This is a genomic window from Pseudarthrobacter sp. P1, assembly GCF_050156935.1.
Classification (GTDB): domain Bacteria; phylum Actinomycetota; class Actinomycetes; order Actinomycetales; family Micrococcaceae; genus Specibacter.
In genome coordinates, this window is record NZ_CP189584.1 from 66883 (window position 1) to 90482 (window position 23600).

Genomic DNA, 23600 nt, shown 5'->3' on the forward strand with positions numbered 1-23600 from the left:
AGAGACTTGCACCACTTTATCCACGCAGAACCTCACTCCCACGTGCAGTCATGAGGAGAATCATGTTTTCCAAAATTCTGGTAGCAAACCGCGGTGAAATCGCCATCCGCGCGTTCCGCGCGAGCTACGAGCTCGGTGCCAAAACCGTGGCCGTGTTCCCCTACGAGGACCGGAACTCCATCCACCGCCAGAAGGCGGACGAGGCCTACCTGATCGGTGAGGAAGGGCACCCGGTCCGGGCCTACCTCGACGTCGAGGAAATCATCCGCGTCGCCAAGGAGTCAGGCGCCGACGCCATCTACCCCGGCTACGGCTTCCTGTCCGAGAACCCGCAGCTGGCCGAGGCGGCCAAGGCCGCCGGCATCACCTTTGTCGGCCCGCCGGCCGATGTGCTCGAACTTGCCGGGCACAAGGTGCGCGCCCTGGAGGCCGCCCGCAAGGCCGGCATCCCCGTGCTCAAGTCCTCGGCACCCAGCTCCGACCTCGAGTACCTCATCGGTGCCGCGGACGAGATCGGGTTCCCCATCTTCGCCAAGGCCGTGGCCGGTGGGGGCGGGCGCGGCATGCGCCGTGTGGACCGCCGCGAGGACCTCGAGGAGGCACTGAAGGCCGCCATGCGCGAGGCCGACGCCGCCTTTGGCGACGACACGATGTTCCTGGAGCAGGCCGTGCTGCGCCCGCGCCACATCGAGGTGCAGATCCTGGCCGACGCCGAGGGCAACGTCATGCACCTCTTCGAGCGCGACTGCTCCCTGCAGCGCCGCCACCAGAAGGTGGTGGAGATTGCCCCGGCCCCGAACCTGGACGAAGGCATCCGCCAGGCGCTCTACCGCGACGCCGTGAAGTTCGCCAAGGCACTGAACTACGTCAACGCCGGCACCGTCGAGTTCCTCGTGGACACGGTGGGCGAGCGCGCCGGACAGCACGTGTTCATCGAGATGAACCCGCGCATCCAGGTGGAGCACACCATCACCGAGGAAATCACCGACGTGGACCTGGTCCAGGCCCAGCTGCGCATCGCCTCGGGGGAGACCCTGGCTGACCTTGGCCTCAGCCAGGAGAGTGTGGCCATCAAGGGTGCCGCCCTGCAGTGCCGCATCACCACCGAGGATCCGGCCAACGGCTTCCGCCCCGACGCCGGCAAGATCACCAGCTACCGCTCCGCCGGCGGCGCGGGCATCCGCCTGGACGGCGGCACCATCTACTCCGGTGCCGAGGTCAGCCCGCACTTCGATTCCATGCTGGTCAAGCTCTCCTGCCGCGGCCGCGACTACCCGGCCGCCGTGGCCCGGGCCCGCCGTGCCCTGGCCGAGTTCCGCATCCGCGGCGTGTCCACCAACATCTCCTTCCTGCAGGCGGTGCTGGAGGATCCGGCGTTCATTGCCGGCGACATCGCCACCTCCTTTATTGACGAGCGCCCCGAGCTGCTCAAGGCCCGTGTCTCCGCAGACCGCGGCACCAAGCTGCTCACCTGGCTGGCCGACGTCACGGTGAACAAGCCCAACGGCGAGCTGAAGGTGCACGCCGATCCGGCCCGCAAGCTGCCCGCCGTCGACCTCGCCTCGGCCCCGGCAGGCTCGCGCCAGCGCCTGGCCGAGCTGGGCCCGGAGGGCTTCGCCGCGGCCCTGCGCGCGCAGACGGCCGTCGCCGTCACGGACACCACCTTCCGCGATGCCCACCAGTCGCTGCTGGCCACCCGGGTGCGCACCCGGGACCTGGTGGCGGCCGGACCGGCCGTGTCGGTGCTGACCCCGCAGCTGCTCTCTGTCGAGGCCTGGGGCGGTGCCACGTACGACGTCGGGCTGCGCTTCCTGGGCGAAGACCCGTGGGAGCGGCTCACCGCCCTGCGCGCCGCGCTGCCGAACGTCTGCCTGCAGATGCTCTTGCGCGGGCGCAACACCGTGGGCTACACGCCCTACCCGGAGGAGGTCACCGAGGCCTTTGTGGCCGAGGCGGCCGCCAGCGGCATCGACATCTTCCGCATCTTTGACGCGCTGAACGATGTCAGCCAGATGGCCCCGGCCATCACGGCCGTCCGCGCCACCGGCACCGCCGTCGCCGAGGTGGCCCTGTGCTACACCGGCGACCTGCTGGACCCGGCGGAGACGCTCTACACGCTGGACTACTATCTGGAGCTGGCGCGCAAGATCGTTGCCGCCGGTGCCCATATCCTGGCCATCAAGGACATGGCGGGCCTGCTCCGCCCGGCCGCGGCGGCCAAGCTGGTCACAGCCTTGCGTGCCGAGTTCGACCTGCCGGTGCACCTGCACACTCACGACACGGCCGGTGGCCAGTTGGCCACCCTGATGGCCGCCATCAATGCCGGTGTCGACGCCGTCGATGTCGCCTCCGCCTCGCTGGCCGGCACCACCTCCCAGCCCTCGGCCTCCGCCCTGGTGGCGGCCCTGGCCCACACCGATCGCGACACCGGCATCTCGCTTTCCGCCGTGAGTTCGCTGGAGCCGTACTGGGAGGCCGTGCGCCGCGTCTACGCGCCGTTCGAGTCCGGCCTGGCCGGCCCCACCGGCCGGGTGTACCAGCACGAGATCCCGGGCGGCCAGCTCTCCAACCTGCGCCAGCAGGCCATCGCGCTGGGGCTGGGCGAGCGCTTCGAGGAAATCGAGGACATGTACACCGCCGCCGACAGGATCCTGGGCCACCTGGTCAAGGTCACCCCGTCGTCGAAGGTGGTGGGCGACCTGGCCCTGCACCTGGTGGGCATCAAGGCCGATCCGGCCGACTTCGAGGCCAACCCGCAGAACTACGATGTCCCCGACTCCGTGATCGGCTTCCTCTCCGGCGAGCTGGGCGACCCGCCCGGAGGCTGGCCGGAACCGTTCCGCACCAAGGCCCTGCAGGGCCGCGAGATCAAGGTCCGCGACGTGGAGCTTTCCGCGGCGGACAGCGCGGCACTGGCCTCGGACAGCGCCACGCGCCGCGCCACGCTGAACCGGCTGCTCTTTGCGGGGCCGGCGAAGGAATTCGCCCGGGTCCGCGAGCAGTACGGCGACGTCTCCGTGCTGGACACCCGCGACTACCTTTACGGGCTGCAGCGCGGCGCGGAGCACTCCATTGGCTTGGGCAAGGGTGTGCGCCTGATCGCCGTTCTGGAGGCAATCTCCGACGCGGACGAAAAGGGCATGCGGACCGTCATGTGCACGCTGAACGGGCAGTCCCGCCCCGTGGTGGTGCGCGACAATAGCATCGTCAGCTCCGTGAAGTCCGCGGAAAAGGCCAACCCAGACGACGCCAGCCACGTGGCCGCACCGTTCGCCGGGGCCGTCAGCGTCAAGGTGGCCATCGGTGCCACAGTGGCCGCCGGCGACACGGTGGCAACCATCGAGGCCATGAAGATGGAGGCCTCCATTACGACGCCGGTGGCCGGCGTTGTGACGCGCCTGGCCGTCAGTGGCGTGGCCCAGGTGGAGGGCGGGGATCTGCTGGTGGTGGTGGGGTCCTGATCCCCTCCTGCGCAGGCGACCTTCTGCGCTAAAGTTAGGGCAGTTCAGCCACCGCGGCCGGAAAATTCCGGCCGCGGTGGCGTTGCACCCGAGCGGAAGATTATGACAGTGGAGAAGAAAGCCCCGGCCGCCAACGTTGGCGATGCCAAGTCCGCAGCTGCGGACGAGCCCCGCCCGGATGCACCACAAACGGCGGACGCCGCCCCGGACGCCGTGGAACCGGATGCCGTAATTGCACCCCAGGCGGAGGCCGACGACGCAACCGGGAACGCTGTGGAACCCGACGCCGTAGACGCTTCCGCGGAGGCTTCCGACGACGATTCGCCCGAGGACGGCGGCGCCGACGACGACGCGGCCACGCCGGAAACCACCGTGGTGCTTGCGGTGGAAACGCCCGCCGCGGTGGATGCCGACCCCATCAACCTCTCGACCATTCCCGCCAGCGCGGACCCCGGGTTCACCGGCGCCATCGGCACCGTCGCCCCGCTGTTCACCGAGGCCCGCCCGGACGAGCCCGTCTTTGCCTCGGTTCCCGGCTGGGAACCGTCGGGGTCCGCCACGCCGGCCACCACCGCCGTCGAGCCGTCCGCCGAGGTGGAGGCAGGCACAGCTGCGGCGGCCGCCCCGGCCGAAGCCGCGGAAGCGCCGGCCGAATCCGGACACAGTCCGCGCCGCGGCAAGGAAAACGGCCCCGAGCCCGCCGCGGCACTGACGGCGGACCGTCTGCTGTCCAAGGCTGCCCTGCCGCCCGTGGATGGCTGGCGGCGCTGGCTGTACAACGCCTCCTTCGGCAGCATCAACGTGGGCGACTCGGACAAGGTGCGCATCCTGCGGGCCACCGAGCACAGCATCGCCGCCCGGCTCGGGGAGCGCACGCGCTACGTCCCCGTGCTCTCGCGCAAGGGCGGCGTGGGCAAGACCACCGTCACGACGCTGCTGGGCATGGTGCTGGCGGATCTGCGCGAGGACCGGGTGATCGCCATGGACGCCAATCCGGACCGCGGCACGCTCAGCGACCGTTCCCCGGGCCGCGCCGATTACACCGCGCGCCACCTGGTCAAGGACCGCTTCTCCGTAACGTCCTTCTCCCAGCTGTCCAACTACACGGCCCGCGACGGCTCCCGGCTGGACGTGCTGGCCTCAGACACCGACCCTGCCGTGGCGCAGGCCTTTGATGATTCCGACTACCGCGCGGTGACCGACGTGCTGGGCAAGTTCTACTCCATCGTGCTGACCGACTCCGGCACGGGCATGGTGCACTCGGTCATGAAGGGCACGCTGGAAAAGGCCGACACGGTGGTGCTGGTGTCCGGCGGCAGCGTGGATGAGGCCCGGTTGGCCTCCGAGACGTTGTCCTGGCTGGAGGCGCACGGCCGCCATGACCTCGTGGCCCGGGCGATCGTGGTCATCAACATGGCCGGCGGTGAAACCCAGGTGGACATCGACGCCATCGAGGAGCACTTCCGCTCCCGGGTGAACCACGTGCTGCGCATCCCGTACGACAAGCATCTGGCCGAGGGGTCGCGGATCATGCTGGACCAGCTGCGCCCGGCCACCAAGGCCGCTGCCGTGGAGCTGGCTGCGCTGGTGGTGGGGGAGCTGACGGCCAGCTAGGCGCACCGCAAACCACAGAAGCCCGGCCGGCCCCCTCGAAGGGGGCCGGCCGGGCTTCTATGCGTCGTGCCTGGAAGCGCGCCTGGAACCTAGGCGGGCCGGCGCGCCGTGTAGATTTCCTCAACCACCGTTTTGAAGTCCTTGAGCACCTGGGCCCGCTTGACCTTCATGGACGGGGTCAGGTGCCCCGAGCCCTCGGTGAAATCGGTGGGGACGATCCGGAACGACTTGATGGCCTCGGCCTGGGACACGGACTGGTTGGCCTTGTCGATGACCTTCTGGACCGCCGTCGTGACGGTCGGGTTGGTGGCGGCCTCGGTGACGGTGATCCCGGCGGGCAGTCCGTGGTGCTCGGCCCACTTGGGCAGCGCCTCCTCGTCCAGGGTGACCAGGGCGGCGATGAACGGCCGCGCCTCGCCCAGCACCAGGCACTGGGACACCAGGGCATCCGCCCGGATCTGGTCCTCCAGCAGGGCCGGCACCACATTCTTGCCGCTGGCGGTGACGATGATTTCCTTCTTGCGCCCGGTGATCCGCAGGAAGCCGTCTGCATCGAGGGTGCCGATGTCCCCGGTGCGGAACCAGCCGTCGACGAAGGTCTCGGCCGTGAGGTCCTCGCGGCCGAAGTAGCCGCGCATGACGCAGACGCCCTTGGCCAGGATCTCGCCGTCGTCGGCAATCTTGACGGAGTTGCCCGGCAGCGGCGTGCCGACGGTGCCGATCTTGATCAGGGCGGGGCGGTTGACGGAGATCGGTGCGGTGGTTTCGGTCAGTCCGTAGCCCTCCAGGATCTGCAGGCCGATGCCCTGGAAGAAGTGGCCCAGCCGCTCGCCCAGCGGGCCGCCGCCGGAGACGGCGTGGCGGATGTTGCCGCCCATGGCGTTGCGGAGCTTGCCGTAGACGAGCTTGTCGAACACGAAGTGCTTGGCCGCCAGCAGCACGGGCACCTTGCCGGACTGGCGGGCTTTGGAATAGGCGATGGCCGTGTCGGCGGCGGCGGCGAAGATCTTGCCCTTGCCCTCGGACTCGGCCTTCAGCGCGGCCGAGTTGTACACCTTTTCGAAGACACGCGGGACGGCCAGGATGAAGGTGGGCTTGAAGCTCTGCAGATCCGCCAGCAGGTGCTTGATGTCCGGGGTGTGGCCGACCTTGGCGCCGGCGGCCACGGCCAGCACGGAGATGAACCGGGCAAAGACATGGGCCAGCGGCAGGAACATGATGGTCGCAGCGCCCTCGGCGACCACATCGGAGAGCTCCACCAGGGCGTTGTCGGAGAGTTCCACAAAATTGCTGTGCGTGAGCTCGCAGCCCTTGGGCCGGCCGGTGGTGCCTGAGGTGTAGATGATGGTGGCGAGGCTGTCCAGGCCGGCGGAGGTGCGCCGGGCCTCCAGCTCGCCGTCGGTGATCCCCGTGCCGGCCTCGCGCAGGACGTCAAGGCCCGCGCCCTCCAGCTGCCAGACATTGGCCAGCGCGGCCAGGCCCTCAGTGTGGGCCGCCTGCCGGACCACGTTTTCATGGGCGGCGGTCTCGGCAAAGACGGCGACGGCGCCCGAGTCGCCGAGGTTCCAGGCCACCTGGCTGGGGGAGGACGTCTCGTAGATCGGCACGGAGACGGCGCCGGCAAACCAGATGGCGAAGTCCACCAGGGACCATTCATAGCGGGTGCGGGCCATGATGCCCACCCGGTCGCCGGCCCCGATGCCGGAGGCCATGAGGCCCTTGGCCAGGGCCGAGACGTCGGCAAGGAATTCCCGTGCGCTGATGTCCACCCAGACGTTGTCCTCGTTGCGGCGGGAAAACAGTGCGGGGTTCGCCGGCTTCTTGGCCTGGCGCAGCACCAGATCCGTGGTGTTCATTGTCCGGGGGCTGACCACAGTGGCGGGAGAGGAAAATTCTCGCACGATAGCTCCTTCGATACCTTGGGCGACTTGGGCTTGGCCTTACTCTATCGGGCGGCGGTGCGGCCAAGCATTCCATTTTGTTACTGGTGAGTAACTTTAGGGGCAGGGCCGGGAATGTCAAAGTGAGCCAGGACACATGCGGGTGCCCTCTGGCTGCTGGCTAGACTGGAGCGATGCCCCGCCGCACTCCAGAACAGCAGCCCGCCCTCGACCTTTCAGCGCCCGCTCCGCCCGGTGCGGCCGTGGCGGTTGCCCGCGGGCGCCTTGCCTCGCGGCTGGCCGCGGCGCGGCTGCGTCCGCGGGCCCGCGTACTGGGCCGCCGCGCATCGCGCCGGGCGCTGGCCATCGGCATCGACATCGGCGGCACCAAGGTGGCCGCCGGCGTCGTGGACCCGCACGGCCGCGTGCTGGCCCAGCTGCGCCGCCCCACGCCGGGCCGGGATCCACGTGCCGTCGAGGCCACCATCGCCGAGCTGGTGGGCGAGCTGGCCGCCGGCTTCCATGTAGCCAGCGTGGGCATTGGTGCTGCCGGCTGGATGGATCTGGCCTCCTCCACCGTGCTCTTCAGCCCCCATTTGGCTTGGCGCAACGAGCCGCTGCGGGCCAATCTGGAGCGGATCCTGCGCCGTCCGGTGGTGCTGGCCAACGATGCCGATGCCGCCGGCTGGGCGGAATGGCGCTTCGGCGCCGGCCGCGGCCATGCGCGCATGGTGTGCCTGACGCTTGGCACCGGGATCGGCGGCTCCATGGTGAACGACGGCGTCCTGGAGCGGGGCAGTTTTGGCCTGGCGGGGGAGTTTGGCCACCAGGTCATCATGCCCGGCGGCCACCGCTGCGAATGCGGCAACCGAGGCTGCTGGGAGCAGTACGCCTCCGGCAATGCCCTGGGCCGCGAGGCGCGTGGGCTGGCGGCGGCCGGCTCGCCGGTGGCGCAGGAACTGCTCCGGGCCGCCGGCGGCGACCCCGATGCGGTGACGGGTGCCCTGGTGACCGAGCTGGCGCTGGCCGGGGACGCGGCCAGCCGCGAACTGGTGCACGAGGTGGGCCAGTGGCTGGGCCTGGGCATGGCCAATCTGGCCGCGGCGCTGGACCCCGGGCTGTTTGTGGTGGGTGGCGGCCTCGGTGCCGTGGGGGACCTCCTGCTGGATCCGGCCCGCGATGCCTTTGCCCGCAACCTCACGGGCCGGGGCTTCCGGCCGATGGCCACCATCAGTGCCGCGGCGCTGGGCCCCGACGCCGGCATGGTGGGCGCCGCAGACCTCTCCCGCGCCCACGCCTAGCCCTCGTGCCGAGAGTGCGGCTGTGGCTGCATCCGAGGCCGCCAGGCAGCCAGTGCTGCACTCTCGACGGGACGGAAGCTCCGCCCGGGCTGCGGCGCCAATTTTCCGGCGGCTAGGGCACCTGGCCGCAAGCGGCCTCGAGCCCTTTGATGCCGCCTACAAAAATTGGCGCCTCCACCGGACCACGTGATTACTCCGGCGTCCACCCCAAGGCATACAGCGCCTGGCGGAAATGTGACACCACCCACTGTTCTCCCAGCGCCATGTCGCGGGCGTAGATCTTGATCTGCCGCCAGCCGGCCCGGGCCACCACATCGTCCCGTCGCCGGTCGGCAGCCTGCTGTGCGGGCGTGGCATGGTGGGCGCCCTCGTACTCGGCGCAGATCCTGTAGTCGGGGCACCCCAGGTCCGTCCATGCCGGCGGCTCAGCGTCGTCGGACACCGGACAGTCAGGCACAAAGTCCGGCAGCCCCGATCGCGCCAGCATCAGCCGCAGGTACGTTTCGGGCGGGGAATCGGCACCAACCCGCAGCAGAGCCAATGCTGACCGGGCCCTACCGATGTTCCGGACAGGGCCCTTCCCGCCAATATAGGTGGCCAGCTCGCCCAGCGGCAGTCGGGGTGGCCGGTCCCAACGGTCCCCGTGGTGGTGCTCGCAGACCAGATGGTCGCCGGCCGCGACGAGCTCATCCAAGGACAGGATGCCGGCCAGATCCAGCCAGGTCCGGGCCAGCGAGGTGGCAGGGACACCGCGGACCTCGGTCCGTTCCGTCTCCGCCAGCGCCCCGCGGTGCCCCTTCACGCCGCGCCGCCGCGGATTGGCCGCCATGCCGGGGCGCATCAGGTGGATGGTTCTGGCCTCGGCCTCATGCTCGGCCCAGTACGGCAGCGGAATTCCATGCAATCTGGCGGCGGTCAGGTGGCTGGCATCCACGACCGTGCCCAATTGTGTGCACGGCCGGACCCGGTCCGCGAAGTTCTGTTGCTCTGCGCGGGGCACCCGGATTGAACGGCTGGGCGTACGAAGTCCGCGGACCCGGGTCCGGCCCCGTCCCACACCCAGTTCGCGGGCCTGTCCAAGGGTAAAGGACCTGCCCCGAAGGGGTTCCGGCAATGGTGCGGGCTTTGCCATCTGGCCATTCTGCCCCGAGTGGGCACCCCGCCCGGAGTTGTCCACAGGTTGGCCCCTTCGGTGCGTGCCGAGAGTGCAGCAAAGGCGCTATGGCATGCCTCGATGCAGCCATGGCTGCATTCTCGGTGGACCCCGCTAGACGACGGCGCCGTCGTCGCCGTCGTCGTCCCGGTGGCCGGGCAGCCGGTAGACCAGGTACCCGGCACAGGCGACGAAGGCGACGATGATGCCCACCACCACGGTGAGCGGGGCCGTGCGCCACAGCAGTGCCGTCAGCAGCAGGGCGATGGGCCCGCCGGCCGTACCAATCCAGGCCAGAACGAGGGCGGGTTCGGCATTGGCCAGCGAGGGTGGATCCTCGGGCACAAACTCCCCGTCGTCGTCCTCGGCCTCGTAGTCGCGCGGGCCCGGCGGCGGGAGCAGATGCTCGGCGCGCGCAAAGCCGGCCGGGCCCGGGGGTGCCGGGGGAGCGGCAGGGGCCGCGGGTGCCGGGGCATCCGGTGCGCCAGCATCCGTGCCGCCGTCCGGTGCCGGGGTGCCGCCGCCAAGGCCGCTGGCCCGGCCTGCCTCGACGTCAAAGACGTCGTCGCCGTCCACGGCCTCCAGCCGGGCCACGAGGTCGCGCCAGACGGCGTCGTCGTTGTCATCCGCGGGGGAGTCCCAGGAGTTGGGCTCCGGCTGGCTAACCACCGGCGTGCTTGCGGAAGAAGGCGGCGGATTCGGCGAAGATCTGGGGTGCGTCGTTGTCCATGGTGGCCACGTGGTAGCTATTGTGCAGCGGCACGATGGACAGCTCCTTGGTCCCGATGCCCGCCTGGATGGCCTCCACACTGGTGTCCGGCACCACGCGGTCCACGGTGGAGCGGAACACCACCGTGGGTGCCGTGACCCGGTCCAGCCCGGCCACGGTGTCGGCAAAGAGCTTGCCGAGTTGGTGGACGGAGGCCACGGGGGTGCGCGTGTAGGCACCCTCGGTGATGCCGGAGGCCTTGATGTCGTCGCCGATGGCCGGGACGCTCTTGAGCACGTATTTGAGCACGCCGGAGTATTTGGCACGTTTGTCGGAGAAGGTCAGGCCGGGATTGACGACGGCGACCCCCGCCACCGGGTGGTGCTCGGCCACCCGCAGGGCCAGCGCCCCGCCCATGGACAGGCCGGCGGTGAACACCACGTCGCAGCGGGCGGCCAGCTCCAGGTAGGCGGCCTCGTAGTCGCGGTACCAATGCTGCCACGGGGTCCGCGACATCTCCTCCCAGCTGGTGCCGTGGCCGGCCAGCAGGGGGAGGTTGACGGCGAAGCCCTCGTTGGCGAGGTAGTCGGCCCAGCCGCGCATGCTCTGCGGCGAGGAGGTGAAGCCATGGGAAATGGCCACGCCCACCCGCGCCATCGGGCCGTGTCCGGCAGACTTGAATGACACTGCAGAGCTCATCAATCCTCCATTGGCGTTATGCAACCATCCACCCCATCGTGCCACCGTTGGGGGCGCTAATCACTAGACTAATCTGGAACCGATCCGCTAGTGGGGATCATGGGGTCCGCAGGCGTGGATCCTTGCCGCAGAAGGGAAACGCCACGTGTTTTATTGGGTGATGAAGAAGGTCTTTCTGGGGCCGATCCTAAAGCTGCTGTTCCGCCCCTGGATCAAGGGACTGGACAATGTGCCCCTGGACGGGCCGGCCGTGCTGGCCAGCAACCATCTGTCCTTTTCGGATTCCATTTTCATGCCGCTGATGGTGCCGCGCCCCGTGGTGTTCCTGGCCAAGAGCGAGTACTTCACCGGCAAGGGGCTCAAGGGACGGGCCGTGGCGATGTTCTTCCGGCTCACCAACCAGCTGCCGATGGACCGCTCCGGCGGGGCCGCCTCGGCCAGCTCGCTGGATTCGGGGCTGGACGTGCTCCGCGGCGGCGGGCTGCTGGGCATCTACCCGGAGGGCACGCGCAGCCCGGACGGGCGCCTCTACCGCGGCAAGGTGGGGGTGGCCAAGCTGGTGCTCAAGGCCAATGTGCCGGTGATCCCGGTGGCCATGATCGGCACCGACAAGGTCCAGCCAATCGGGCGGCGCATCCCCAACATCCGCCGCCTGGGCATCATCTTCGGCGAGCCGCTGGACTTCAGCCGCTACCAGGGCCTGGAGGACGACCGCTTCGTCCAGCGCTCCGTGACCGACGAGATCATGTACGAACTCATGCGCCTCTCCGGCCAGGAGTACGTCGACGCCTACGCCTCCACCGTCAAGGAAAAGCTGGCATCCAAGAAGGCCGCCGCCGAGGCGCCCGCCGCGCCGGCAACCCCGGACGCCGGTGCGGCGGTCCGGCTGGATCCGGGCACGCCGGTGCTCAAACCCGGCACGGTGACGGTGATTGGACACCAGCCCGGTTCCGCGGCTGTACCCGACGCCGGTGCGGCCGGGTCCGTGGCGGCCGCCGGCGGGGGGGCCCGGGCGGTTGTGGAGACGGGGGCGGCAGAGGGTCCCGCCGGGATCCCCGCCACGGCCGCGCCCGCGGCCATCCTGCTCGAGGGCGACAACCTCTCCGCCCGGGTGAAGGACGACGCCGATGCGGAGTCCGGCAGCGCCGGCTGACGCCGCCGGTGCCCGCCGGTGTGCCCGGTGGCGAATGTGACGGTGCCGCGCGAATGCGTTACGGCCCCACCGACGCCGCATTGGCCCGCAGGAACTAGGCTGGGAGGGTGACTGATCTATCTACTTCCGCCCAGCAAATTCCTGCCAGTGGAGCCTTCCCGTCCAACCCCGGTGCAGCCAACTACCCCGGCCTGGACGACTGGCGCCAGCTGCCCATCGCGCAGCAGCCCACGTGGTCGGACCCGGCGGTCTATGACGCCTCCATCAAGGAGCTCTCCATCCTTCCCCCGCTGGTCTTTGCCGGCGAGGTGGACAATCTGCGCAGCCGGTTGGCCCAGGCCGCGCAGGGCAAGGCCTTCCTGCTCCAGGGCGGGGACTGCGCCGAGACGTTCGAAGGCGCCACCGCCGACAAGATCTCCGCACGCGTGAAGACCATCCTGCAGATGGCAGTGGTGCTGACCTACGGTGCCTCGATGCCCGTGATCAAGATGGGCCGCATGGCCGGCCAGTTCGCCAAGCCGCGCTCCTCCAACGATGAAACCCGCGACGGCGTGACCCTGCCGGCCTACCGCGGCGACATCGTCAACGGCTACGATTTCACCCCGGAATCCCGCGCGCACGATGCCTCCCGGATGCTCAAGGCGTACCACACCTCCGCCTCCACGCTGAACCTGATCCGTGCCTTCACCACCGGCGGATTTGCCGATCTGCGCGCCGTGCACCAGTGGAACAAGGGCTTCACCTCCAACCCGGCCCACGCCCGCTACGAGTCGCTGGCCAAGGACATTGACCGGGCCATCAAGTTCATGGACTCCTGCGGCGCGGACTTCGAGGCACTCAAGCGCGTGGAGTTCTTTGCCAGCCACGAGGCGCTGCTGCTGGACTACGAGCGCGCCCTGACGCGCATCGACTCCCGCACCGGCCTGCCCTACGACACCTCGGGCCACTTCCTGTGGATCGGGGAGCGCACCCGCGAGCTGGACCAGGCCCATGTGGACTTCCTCTCCCGTGTCCGCAACCCGATCGGCGTCAAGCTCGGCCCGGGCACCAGCGGCGACGACGCCCTGCGCCTGATCGAGAAGCTGGACCCCAACCGCGAGCCGGGCCGCCTGACGTTCATCACCCGCATGGGTGCGAAGAACATCCGCGAGAAGCTGCCGCAGCTGGTGGAGAAGGTCACGGCCTCCGGCGCCCAGGTCTTGTGGGTGACGGACCCCATGCACGGCAACACCGTCACCTCGCCCAACGGCTACAAGACGCGCAACTTCGACGACGTCATTGACGAGGTCCGCGGCTTCTTCGAGGTGCACCAGGCGCAGGGGACGTTCCCGGGCGGCCTGCACGTGGAGATGACCGGCGACGACGTGGCGGAGTGCCTCGGCGGTGCCGACCCGATCGACCAGGAGGCGTTCCTGACGGGCTACGAGTCCGTCTGCGATCCGCGCCTGAACCACATGCAGTCGCTGGAGATGGCGTTTCTCGTGGCGGGTTCCCTAGCCAAGCGCTGACCCCTCGGACGAAAGCCCCCTTCGAAGCGTTGGCGTGTGGAGGGGGCTTTTGCGTCCCCACGGCACCCGGGCCTCCGTGGTTCAGAGGGACCCCGCCCGCTTCGCGGACGCCCGAAGCCGCTCCCGGGCCCCTCTGAACCACTCCGGCCCGGGCGCCGAACACAACTGTCCCGCAGTTATCGCCGGCTTGGGGGTCCAAGCGAGCGATACGTGCGGGACAGTTGCGGGTCAGACCACGGTCAGGGTGATGGTGCTGCCTTCGGGGACGTCTTTGTTGACGGGGGACTGGTCGCGGACGGTGCCGAAAAAGCCGCCAAGGATGTTGTTGACCTTGACATCGAAGCCGAGGTCCTTGAGCTCCTGCACGGCCTTCTCCACCTGCTTGCCGACGTAGCTGGGGACAGTGACCAGCTTGGGGCCCTTGGAGACCGTCAGGGTGACCTTGCCACCCTTGGTCAGCGTGCCATTGGCCGGATCCTGGGCGACGACGGTGCCGGCGGGGATGGTCTTGTCGAAAACGTCGGGGGCAAACACCGCGGCCAGTCCGGCGTCGGCGATGGCCTTGGCCGCGGCGTCCTTCGGCTGGCCGACGACGGCGGGCACGGGAATCGGCGTCGGGCCCTTGGACACCACCAGGTTCACGGGGGTGGCCGAGCGCTTCTCGGTGGCGGGGGCGGGATCCTGTGCCAGCACGGTGCCGGCCGCAGCGCTCTCGTCGAACCGTTCGGTGACGGTCCCCAGAGCCATTTTTGCCGCGGTCAGGGCCACCTTGGCGGCCTCCAGCGTTCCGCCGGTGACGGCGGGGACGGGGTAGAGCACGGGGCCCTTGGAGACCAACAGGGTCACGTGTTGAAACCTGCGCTGCTCCGTCGCGGGCCCGGGGTCGGTGGTCACCGCCAGGCCCTGTGCGATGTTCTCGTCGAAAACGTCCTCGATGCTGGCATTGAACCCCTCGCGGCTGAGCAGCTCCTGGGCCTCGGCCACGGTCTTGTTGCTGACCTCCGGCACGGTGGCCAAGGCGCCGGGGCCCATGCCAAAGAACCAGCCGGCGCCTGCCCCCAGCACGGCCAGCACCAGTACGATCGTGAGCCAGATCAGGCCGCGGCGGCGCGGGTTGCCCTTGCCCAGGGTTTTGACCGGCCGGGCGGCAGCCTTGGCCCGGGCCTTCTCGGCGGCGCGCGCTTCGCGCTTGGCCGCCCGCGGGACGCGGCTGCGGTCGGGGCGGTCGCCAACTTCGGGTTCGGGGCGGGCATCGCCGGGCACATAGAGCCTGTTGCCGGCCGGCATGACGGTGGTGTGGTTGGCAAGGCCGCCCAGGGCAACGGTGGCCGATTGGCCAGCGGACTGGCCGAAGGCCGGCCCGGCGAAGGCCTCGGTGGCCTGGTGGCCGGTGGTCCGGACCGGCGCGGTGTGCGCGGGCAGGACGGTGGTGGCGGTGCCGTGCAGGCCGCCGGCCGCGGCCGGCTGGCGTGCACCGGCCGGCACAAAGTCCAGATCGGTGTCGGCCATGGTGGCGCGCACGTGGCGCAGGTCCTCCAGCAGCGCGTAGCCATCCTCCGGACGGTCCTCCGGGCGCATCTCGGTGCAGCAGCGGACCAGCTCGTCCAGGTCCGCGGAGAGGCCTGGCAGCACCTCGGAGGGGGCAGGGACGGTGCCGCGGACATGCTGCATGGCCACATGGATGGGCATGTCGCCGCGGAAGGGCTGTTGGCCGGTCAGCAGCTCGTAGAGCATGATGCCCACCGAGTAGATGTCGCTGCGGGCATCGGCCAGTTCGCCGTTGACCAGTTCGGGGGAGATGTACGCGACGGTGCCGATCAGCGTTGCCGTGTTCGTCGTCGTGGTCACGGCCCGGGCCAGGCCGAAGTCGCCGATCTTGATCCGGCCGTCGTGGGAAAGCAGCACGTTTTCGGGCTTGACGTCACGGTGCACCAGGCCGGCCGCATGCGCCGCGCCCAGACCCTCGACGACGGCGTCCAGGTAGCGCAGGGCCTCGCGCGGGGTCAGCGCCCCCCGGGCGTTGAGCTCGTCGCGCAGCGTGTTCCCGGGCACATATTCCATGACCAGGTAGGCCAGCTGGCCGTTGTAGGCCTGGTCGAAAATGCTCACCACATGTGGATGGGACAACTGCGCGGCGGCCTGGGCCTCGCGCTGGAGCCGGGCCACAAAGTTCTCATCCAGCGCCAGGTGCGGGTGGAGCACTTTCAGGGCCACATAGCGGTTGAGCCGGTGGTCCGTGGCGAGGTAGACGGTGGACATGCCGCCGCGCGCCACCTTGGACTGGACAAGGTAGCGGGAGTCAACGGTTGAGCCCACCAGGGGATCAGAGGGGTGTTCATGCACCCTTCGATATTAGGCGCTGAAACGAAAAGGGACCGGATCCAACACTCGACCGGTCCCTTTCGATGGCTCTGGGCCCCTACTGGAAGCTGGCCTGGATGGCCTTCACGGAGGCTACATAGCCCTCGGTGTCCGGGTACATGCCGTGCAGTGAGACGGAGTAGGCGCCCTGGTAGTAGCCGGCGATGGCCTCGTCCAGGCTGGGGGCATCGTTCACCAGCGCCCGGATGATGGCGACGCCGGCCGTGACGTTGTCGTGCGGGTCCAGCAGGTTCAGCGGCCGGCCCACCAGCTCGGAGGCCCATTCGCCGGCCTGCGGGATGACCTGCATAGTGCCGATGGCGTTGGCCGGGGAGACGGCCTGCTGGTCGAACCCTGATTCCTGCAGGGCGAAGGCCTGCGCCAGGGACGAGTCGACACCCATCTGGACGGCGGTGTTGGCCACGAGCTGCTGCATCTGTGCCGGGGAAGGGACAGGTGCCGCCAGCAACGCGGCCTTGTTCACATTGGCCTGTGCCACGACGGCCTGCGGGTAGGTGTAGTCCAGGAAGGTGCTGGGCACCAGTGCATCCACCGCTGCCGGGGAGGGCTCGACGGCGGTGATGGAACTCGATGCCGCCGCCACCGCTGAGCCGAGGGAGAGCTGCTGTCCGGGCTTGATGATGGTGCTGGCCGTGAGGCCGTTGGCCGCCAGGACCTCGTGGACCGAGAGCCCATGGGCGGCGGCAATGGCGCTGACGGTGTCGCCGGCCCTGACCACATAGCTGGCGGAGGCCGCCGCCGGGGCTGCATCGGCCGATGCCGCGGACCCGCCACCGCCGCTCAGCGAGAGTTCCTGTCCGGGGTGGATGATGGTGCTGGCCGTGAGGCCGTTGGCCGCCAGGACCTCGTGGACCGAGAGTCCATGGGCGGCGGCAATGGCGCTGACGGTGTCGCCGGTTTTGACCACATAGCTGGCGGAGGCGGCTGCCGGGGCTGCCGGGGCCGCCTCGGCGGCGGCACTTCCGGTCAGCGACAATGCCTGGCCGGGGTGGATCATGGTGGCCGGGCCAAGTCCGTTCAGGGCGAGGACGGTGTTGGTGTCCAGGCCGTAATGCGCGGCGATGGCGCTGACGGTGTCACCGGCCTGCACAATGTGTTGGTCGGGAACGGCCACCTGCACGGGTGCGACGCCGGTGGGCACCGTCCCGGCCACGAGGGCTGCGGGGATGTTGCTGGTGGCGGTGCTGGCCGCTGCAACGGCGCCGTGCCCCATGGCGCTCGGCGAGGCCTTCACCGGTGCGGCGGGTGCGGCGGCGGCCGCCGGCTGTGCCAGCGCCATCGAGGAGAGCATGACCACAGGGATGGCAGCGGTGGCGGCAACGGCCAGCTGCTTGGTGGTTTTGGGACTCTGACGGCTCTTGCGATCGGAAGTCATTGGGTTGTCCTCAATAGTCCGGGGCTGGTGGTGCCAGTGATGAAGAAGTTAAGAGTGTGACTGTTGTGAAACACAACCACTGGAAAATTTACACGAGTCCGCGAGGCTGGCAAGAATCTTTTCGACGCCCAATTGGCCCTTTGGCACAGCAAATTCCCTATCCCCAGCAATATATCCGCACTGTGCCCGCAGGCACGCCAAGAGCCGTTTGTGCCACGCCGCGCCGCCGGGGCGGTGGTCCGGCGTGCGGCGGGCAGAGCGGTGTGGGAACCTTAGCTGGTGAGTAACGTTGAAAATGTGGTTAGTGAATGGTTGCCCCTGCCGGATGTCAGCGAATTGCTGGGTGTGTCCATTACCAAGGTCCACGCGTACATAAATGATGGAACACTGCTGGCCGCCCGCGTGGGCGACCGCCACATCCGCTGTGTTCCGGCCGAGTTTTTTATGGATGGCGCCATCCTGGACAGCCTCAAGGGCACCGTCGGTGTCCTGTCCGACGCCGGCTACGGCAGCGAGGAAGCCATTGTGTGGCTGTTCACCAATGACGACTCCCTGCCGGGCCGTCCCATCGATGCCCTCCGCGAGGGCCGCAAGACCGAGATCCGCCGCCGCGCCCAGGCCCTGGGCTGGTAGCAGGATCCTGCCGCTGAACGCGCAGGCACAAGAAAGCAGGGCCCTACCGTCTGGTGGGGCCCTGCTTCATTATTAAGACGGCCGGTGCTGCCCGCTTGGGACTTGCGCCTAGCCCGGGGTTTTCATCAGGGTTGGGCTGAGGGGTGTGTTTAAGACACGAAAAGGTGCTCTGACAAGGGAAAATAGGGGTGTCTACGCCGTTATTTCCGTGTCTTGAAGGAGCACCTTTTCGATGCATCAGCCTACCAAGGTCTTCCCGTCCCTCCCGGTCACTTTCACCGGCCAGTCGCTGGTCTCCCATGCCGGGGGACGGATCCTGACCTCATTCATCGACGCCCTCGGGTTCCGGGACCTGTGCGAGGACCGGCTCGGGCAGTTCGTCCCCGCGATGGCCTCACACCGGCCCGGGAGGCTGCTCGGGTCGCTGGCGGTGATGCTCGCCGCCGGCGGCGAGCACGCCTCGGACCTGGACATCCTGCGCGCCCAGCCCGGCGTGTTCGGCAACGTGCCCTCGAACGCAACAGTCTCCCGGTTCTTCGAACGCACCGTGAAGAACCCGGACGTCTTCGATTACGGCTTTTCGACCCTGGCCAAGGAACTGCGGACCCGGGCATGGGAAGCCGCAGGAGACCGCAGCCCGGCGGTGAAGGCGACGGCCGCGGACCCGCTGCTCATCGACCTCGACGCCACCTTGGTGACCTCGCACTCGGACAAGGAACAGGCCACCGGAAACTACAAGGGCGGGTTCGGATTCGCCCCGTTCACCGCCAGCCTCGATTACGGTGCCGGCAGCGGCACCGGGGAGGAACTCGCGGTACTGTTGCGTCACGGCGGGGCCACGGCGAACAACGCCGAGGACCACATCCGCATCTTCGAGGCCGCCATCGCCGTCCTGCCCGACTCCCTCTACGGTGGGACCGGGGAACTGGACGGGGAGAAGATCCTGGTCCGCACCGACAGCGCCGGCGCGTCCCGGAAGTTCCTCTGGTACCTGCATTCGCGGGGCGTGCAGTTCTCCGCCTCGTACCCGGTGCCGGTCGGCAAGGCCCACATGATCGACTGGATCAACGACAAGAAATACTGGCAACCGGCCCTGGACCAGGACGGGGTCGAACGCGATGACGCCTGGGTCATCAACGCCACGCAGGTGATCCCGCTCGATGACTACCCGCCGGGGACGAAGATCTTCCTGCGCGCCGAACCGCTGCACCCCGGCGCGACACCGACCCTGCTCGACATCGACGGTCACCGTGTGACAGCGTTTCTGACGAACTCCCCGCGCTGGCACGGACCTTTTCTGGATGCCCGGCACCGGGCCCGCGGCCGGGCCGAGAACCGCATCAAAACCCTAAAGAACACCGGGCTCGGAAAGCTCCCCTTCTTCGATTTCGCTGCCAACCAGGCCTGGGCCAACCTCGCGGTCCTGGCCGCGAACCTGGTCTCCTGGCTCCAGCTCACCGCCCTGCCCGACGGCCACAAAGCACGGGGCTGGGACATCAAACGCTGGCGCTACCGGCTCTTCGCCACCGCCGGGAAAATCATCACCCGCGCCCGCCGGAACCACCTGCTGCTGCCCGCCGCCGCGCCGGAGCAACCCCTGATCAGCGCCCTGCTCGAAGCCATTGAACGGATCGCCGCAGCCGCGAACCGCCCCGCGGTCCTCCTGCGGGCCTGACACCGCAACCCCCCGTCAACCAACGAGCAGGAAAGAAGAACACCAACGGGAACAGTGGAAGCCCGCGCACAGCCCGGCGCCCCCGGGTCCATCAGCCACACCCGAAATCCGATTCAGCCCGCCGGGACGGCAAAACCCGCACCCAACGCCCCGACCGCCGTCCGATGAAAAATCCGGGCTAGGACTTGCGCTGGACGGCGGCCGTGGCCAGCGCACGCAGTGCCACGGCCGGCACGGCGGCGACGTCGAGGGCGGCCAGGGCCGCGAAGGCCGTGGCGCTGCGTTCCTCAATCATGGCCTCGGTGGCCACCAGCGCTCCGGAGCCGACCATGATGGCCCGGATGGATTCGATCTCCTCGGCGCTCAGATCCTGGCTGCCCAGCCGGGAATCGACAAAGCGGGCGTCCGCGGCGTTGGAGCGGGTCAGGGCCAGGCCCACCAGGACGGTGCGTTTGCCCTCGCGCAGGTCATCGCCGGCGGGCTTGCCCGTGGTGCCGGGATCGCCAAAGACACCCAGGACATCGTCGCGCAGCTGGAAGGCCTCACCCAAGGGCAGGGCGAACGCGCTGTAGCCCGCCAGCAGGTCAGCGCCGGCCCCGGCCAGGGCGCCGCCGAGGACCAGCGGATGCTCGGTGGAGTACTTGGCGGACTTGAACCGGATGATCGATTCCGCCCGCGTGACGGCGTCGGCCAGCGGCTTGGAGGGCCCGGCCACCTCTTCGAGGATGTCAAGGTACTGGCCGGCCATGACCTCGGTGCGCATCAGGTCGAACACATGCCGGGCCCGCGTGCCGGTTGCCGTCGCCGGGCCGATCCGGGTGAAGACCTCTTCGCTGAAGGACAGGCACAGATCGCCCGTCAGGATGGCCGCGGCATGGCCGAAGCGCTCGTCGTCCAGGGCCCAGCCCTCGCGCCCGTGCAGGAGCGAGAATGTGCGGTGCACGCTGGGCCCGCCGCGGCGGGTGTCCGAGCGGTCAATGATGTCGTCATGGATCAGCGCCGCGGCCTGGAACAGCTCCAAGGCGGCACCGGCCGTGACAATCTCCGGCGCATCCACCGCGCCGCCCGCGGCCCGCCAGCCCCAGAAGCACATCAGGGCCCGCAGCCGCTTGCCGCCGGTGACCAGCGTGCGGATGGAATCGAGCAGGACCAGCGTGTCGGGGGAGATCCCCCGCAGCAGCGCGGACTTGGAGTCGAGGAAGGCGGTCAGCGACTCGGCCACGGCCTGGACATACGCCGCCTGCTCGCCGGCGGCCACGGCGTCGTGCGTGTTTTCCCGGTTCAGGGTTCCGCCGCTCACTTCAGCGACGCCGGGAGCACGTTGGCGCTGAGGGTGAAGGTCACGGTTCCGGTGCCGGGCACCATCGAGAGGTTGACCAGCTCCGTGCCGTTGGCCCGGGTGAAGTCCTTGGAGGGGACGCTGCCCACGGCGTCGCCGGGCAGCGGCGTGAAGCCCTGGTCCCCGAGCGCCTTGGTGTAGAAGGCCAGGATGGCCTCGGTGCTCGCCGCGGTGTCCGCCACCAGGGCGGCGGTGGCCTTGGCTCCGGTGGCGTCGTAACTGGAGCTCTTGAGCGTTGCGCCGGGCATCAGGGGCAGCAGCGCGGCCGGGAATCCGGGCACCAGGGCGCCCACCGTGGACGTCGCCGACGGGGATGCGGTGGAGCCGGCGCTGGCGGATGCCGGGGCCGATGCGGACGCAGTGGCGGACGCGGTTGTGGCAGTGGTGCTTCCGGCCGGAGCCGGCGTGCCGGTGCCGCAACCGGCCAACAGGACGACGGCGGCAAGGGCCGCGGCGCCTGTTGCCGCAAGGGCAGGATGGCGGCGGTGGGGTGTGCGCGCAGTGCTCGGCATGGCTGGACCTCTACTTCCTGGGCATGTGCTCATCAACGTCCAGTTTACCCAGTTGGCCGGTGGCCGCTGCCGGTTCGGTGGTGGCCGGTGTCGGCGGCCGAATCTAGGATGGATGGTGTGGCATGGGCAGAGAACGGGGCACGGGTGGCTGGCAGCCACATCCTGCATGTGGACATGGATGCCTTCTTTGTCTCCGTTGAGCTGCGCGAGGCGCGGCACCTGAGGGGCCGGCCCGTCATTGTGGGGTTCCCGGCCGGGCGCTCGGTGGTGCTGTCCGCGTCCTACGAGGCCCGGGCCGTGGGCGTGCGTTCGGCCATGCCGATGTCCACCGCCATGCGGCTGTGCCCGCGTGCTGTGGTCATCGAACCCAGGCATTCGGTGTACTACGAGGTCTCCGGACAGCTGATGGGGATCTTCAATTCCATCACAGACCTCGTGGAGCCGCTGAGTGTGGACGAGGCCTTCCTTGACGTGGCCGGGGCCGTGCGCCGGCTGGGATCGCCCGAGGAGATCGGCGCCCTGATCCGCGCCCGGGTGGCAAGCGAGCTGGGCATCACCGCCTCCGTGGGGATCGCCGCCAGCAAGTTTGTGGCCAAGATCGCCTCCACCCGGTGCAAGCCGGATGGACTGCTCCTGATCCGGCCCGAAGATACGGTGGCCTACCTGCACACCCTGCCGGTGCGCGCCCTCTGGGGCGTGGGGGAGAAGACGATGGCCACGCTGGCGCGGCTGGGCATCCATACGGTGGCCGATGTTGCCGCTACGCCGCTGCCGGTGCTGCGCAAGGTGCTCGGCGCCACGGGCGAGCACGTCCACCGGCTCTCGTGGGGCATCGACGACCGTGCCGTCACCCCGGTGCGGGTGGAGAAGAGCATCGGCGCCGAGGAGACCTTTGCGGTGGACACGCCGGACACCGCGATCCTGCGGCGTGAATTGCTGCGGCTGGCCCACCGGACGGCGACCCGGCTGCGGGCCAGCGGCCTGCTGGCCAGGACGGTGGCCCTGAAGGTCCGATACGCGGATTTCTCCCTGGTGAACAGGTCCCGGACGCTGGGCACGCCGGTGGACAGCGCCGCGCTCATCTACGCCGCGGCAGTGGCCCTGCTGGACGGGTTGGGGCAGCGGCCCATGAGCGTGCGGCTGATCGGCCTGCGCGCCGAGGGGCTGGAGCCGGTGGCGGAAACTGCCCTGCAACTGAGCCTGGACCGGCGCGATGACAATTGGCGCGGCGCCGACGCCGTGGCCGATGCCGTCGCGGCCAAATTCGGCGGGGCCAAGATCGGCCCGGCCCGGCTGTTGGGATCCAACACCGCGCGCCGTCTCCAGCCGCCCGGAACCGGCGGCTGAGACCACCGGCCGGGAGCCCCCGGCGGGGCATCCGGGCAATGGGTCCACACCGGTGCGTCGCATGGCGCCGACGGGGCGTTTCCGGTGTACTTTGACAGGAACACGGCGGGTTTCAGTTATGCAAAATCAAGCCTATTCTTAAGTCAAGGAGTTCTTCTTGGAACAGCTCCGCAGCTGGCAGCAGCCTTGGCCGCCGCCTGGACCGGTTCGCAACGCCTGGCGGTGCGTGCCCCAGGGGCGAGGGCCCGGGAACCAAATGCCGTGCGGTGTTCGTTAAGGGAAGAGACGCCCAGGCCCGGACCAGAAGGAGGTCGTGATGCCCCTCTCGGAGCACGAACAGAGGCTGCTTGATGCACTCGAGCAGCAGTTGCACGCGGAAGACCCGAAGTTTGCCAACACTCTGGGGGCCGACCCTGCCCGCTCATTCTCCACACGCCACATCGTGGTTGGCGCGCTGGTGTCCATTGCCGGCATCCTTCTGCTGCTCTTTGGGGTCATGACGCAGATCATTGCCCTGGGTGTGGCAGGATTCCTGATCATGGGTGCGGGTGTGTATTTCGCCACACTGCGCCGCAGGTTTGGCACCGCGGGCACGGGAACCGCGCCCAAGAAGTCCAAGAGCTCGTTCATGAGCAATCTTGAAGAGCGCTGGGAAGAGCGCCGCAAGGAGAACTGACACCGCCGGCGGACCGCCGCCAAAACCCTCCACTTTGCGCCCCGCATGGGCGGATGGAATGGAAAAGGACCCCCAGAAGGGTCCTTTTCGGCGTTTTAGGGCCCTTTTCCGACCCTTTCCAAGCAGGTCCGGGCCGTCCGGCCCGCGCGGCGTGCAAATTCCCTCCACCCCCACCCGCGGGGG

16 protein-coding genes and 1 pseudogene are annotated in these 23600 nt (G+C 69.1%); 9 read left to right on the forward strand and 8 right to left on the reverse strand.

The genetic code is table 11. The annotated features are described in order from the left end of the window. The first annotated feature begins 62 nt into the window (after positions 1–62). Both ACQCSX_RS00295 and ACQCSX_RS00300 read left to right on the forward strand, forming a co-directional pair. Positions 63–3461 (forward strand): pyruvate carboxylase, encoded by a 3399-nt coding sequence (locus ACQCSX_RS00295; protein WP_427017151.1) that lies wholly within the window; start codon positions 63–65, stop codon positions 3459–3461. 108 nt (positions 3462–3569) lie between these two features. Further along, positions 3570–5075: a MinD/ParA family ATP-binding protein gene (locus ACQCSX_RS00300; protein ID WP_427017152.1), complete on the forward strand. Its 1506-nt coding sequence runs from the start codon at positions 3570–3572 to the stop codon at positions 5073–5075. A gap of 89 nt (positions 5076–5164) precedes the next feature. Here ACQCSX_RS00300 and ACQCSX_RS00305 read toward each other — a convergent pair whose 3' ends face one another. Beyond that, on the reverse strand, positions 5165–6976 hold the full coding sequence (locus ACQCSX_RS00305) for an AMP-dependent synthetase/ligase (protein ID WP_427017153.1): 1812 nt from the start codon (positions 6974–6976) through the stop codon (positions 5165–5167). 173 nt (positions 6977–7149) lie between these two features. On the opposite strand from ACQCSX_RS00305, the gene ACQCSX_RS00310 reads away from it, so the two are divergent. Continuing rightward, positions 7150–8256, forward strand: coding sequence for an ROK family protein (locus ACQCSX_RS00310; RefSeq protein ID WP_427017154.1), 1107 nt, complete (start codon positions 7150–7152; stop codon positions 8254–8256). 190 nt (positions 8257–8446) lie between these two features. On the opposite strand, the gene ACQCSX_RS00315 is transcribed toward ACQCSX_RS00310, so the two are convergent. From ACQCSX_RS00315 to ACQCSX_RS00325, 3 genes are all read right to left on the reverse strand, one after another. Then, on the reverse strand, positions 8447–9190 hold the full coding sequence (locus ACQCSX_RS00315; RefSeq protein WP_427017155.1) for an endonuclease domain-containing protein: 744 nt from the start codon (positions 9188–9190) through the stop codon (positions 8447–8449). A gap of 333 nt (positions 9191–9523) precedes the next feature. Next, positions 9524–10078, reverse strand: coding sequence for a hypothetical protein (locus tag ACQCSX_RS00320; RefSeq protein ID WP_427017156.1), 555 nt, complete (start codon positions 10076–10078; stop codon positions 9524–9526). After that, the gene (locus ACQCSX_RS00325) at positions 10071–10817 is read right to left on the reverse strand and encodes an alpha/beta hydrolase (protein ID WP_427017157.1); all 747 of its coding nucleotides are present in this window, start codon (positions 10815–10817) and stop codon (positions 10071–10073) included. Before ACQCSX_RS00325 ends, ACQCSX_RS00320 begins: the two co-directional genes overlap by 8 nt. A gap of 145 nt (positions 10818–10962) precedes the next feature. On the opposite strand from ACQCSX_RS00325, the pseudogene ACQCSX_RS00330 reads away from it, so the two are divergent. Together ACQCSX_RS00330 and ACQCSX_RS00335 are read left to right on the forward strand one after the other, a co-directional pair. Continuing rightward, positions 10963–11643: pseudogene (locus tag ACQCSX_RS00330) on the forward strand (lysophospholipid acyltransferase family protein); the annotation flags it as partial. Between the two features lie 464 nt (positions 11644–12107). Then, positions 12108–13478 carry a class II 3-deoxy-7-phosphoheptulonate synthase gene (locus tag ACQCSX_RS00335; protein ID WP_427018926.1) on the forward strand — a complete coding sequence of 457 codons (1371 nt, stop codon included), beginning with the start codon at positions 12108–12110 and terminating at the stop codon, positions 13476–13478. Between the two features lie 228 nt (positions 13479–13706). Here ACQCSX_RS00335 and pknB read toward each other — a convergent pair whose 3' ends face one another. Together pknB and ACQCSX_RS00345 are read right to left on the reverse strand one after the other, a co-directional pair. Next, complete coding sequence (gene pknB, locus ACQCSX_RS00340; RefSeq protein WP_427017158.1) at positions 13707–15794, reverse strand: Stk1 family PASTA domain-containing Ser/Thr kinase; 2088 nt, start codon at positions 15792–15794, stop codon at positions 13707–13709. Between the two features lie 103 nt (positions 15795–15897). Then, positions 15898–17235, reverse strand: a complete 1338-nt coding sequence (locus ACQCSX_RS00345; protein ID WP_427017159.1) for a LysM peptidoglycan-binding domain-containing protein — start codon at positions 17233–17235, stop codon at positions 15898–15900. A 279-nt stretch (positions 17236–17514) separates the two neighbouring features. Here ACQCSX_RS00345 and ACQCSX_RS00350 point away from each other — a divergent pair, with 279 nt between their 5' ends. Next, positions 17515–17868 carry an Rv2175c family DNA-binding protein gene (locus ACQCSX_RS00350; RefSeq protein ID WP_427017160.1) on the forward strand — a complete coding sequence of 118 codons (354 nt, stop codon included), beginning with the start codon at positions 17515–17517 and terminating at the stop codon, positions 17866–17868. 232 nt (positions 17869–18100) lie between these two features. Beyond that, positions 18101–19543 carry an IS1380 family transposase gene (locus tag ACQCSX_RS00355; protein ID WP_427015697.1) on the forward strand — a complete coding sequence of 481 codons (1443 nt, stop codon included), beginning with the start codon at positions 18101–18103 and terminating at the stop codon, positions 19541–19543. 178 nt (positions 19544–19721) lie between these two features. Here ACQCSX_RS00355 and ACQCSX_RS00360 read toward each other — a convergent pair whose 3' ends face one another. Both ACQCSX_RS00360 and ACQCSX_RS00365 read right to left on the reverse strand, forming a co-directional pair. Beyond that, on the reverse strand, positions 19722–20843 hold the full coding sequence (locus ACQCSX_RS00360; protein WP_427017161.1) for a polyprenyl synthetase family protein: 1122 nt from the start codon (positions 20841–20843) through the stop codon (positions 19722–19724). Continuing rightward, complete coding sequence (locus tag ACQCSX_RS00365; protein WP_427017162.1) at positions 20840–21394, reverse strand: hypothetical protein; 555 nt, start codon at positions 21392–21394, stop codon at positions 20840–20842. Before ACQCSX_RS00365 ends, ACQCSX_RS00360 begins: the two co-directional genes overlap by 4 nt. 174 nt (positions 21395–21568) lie before the next feature. Between ACQCSX_RS00365 and dinB the strand changes: the two genes are divergently transcribed. Next, positions 21569–22741 carry a DNA polymerase IV gene (gene dinB / locus ACQCSX_RS00370; protein WP_427018927.1) on the forward strand — a complete coding sequence of 391 codons (1173 nt, stop codon included), beginning with the start codon at positions 21569–21571 and terminating at the stop codon, positions 22739–22741. Positions 22742–23057: 316 nt separating this feature from the next. Continuing rightward, the gene (locus tag ACQCSX_RS00375) at positions 23058–23417 is read left to right on the forward strand and encodes a DUF3040 domain-containing protein (protein WP_427017163.1); all 360 of its coding nucleotides are present in this window, start codon (positions 23058–23060) and stop codon (positions 23415–23417) included. Positions 23418–23600 lie beyond the last annotated feature (183 nt).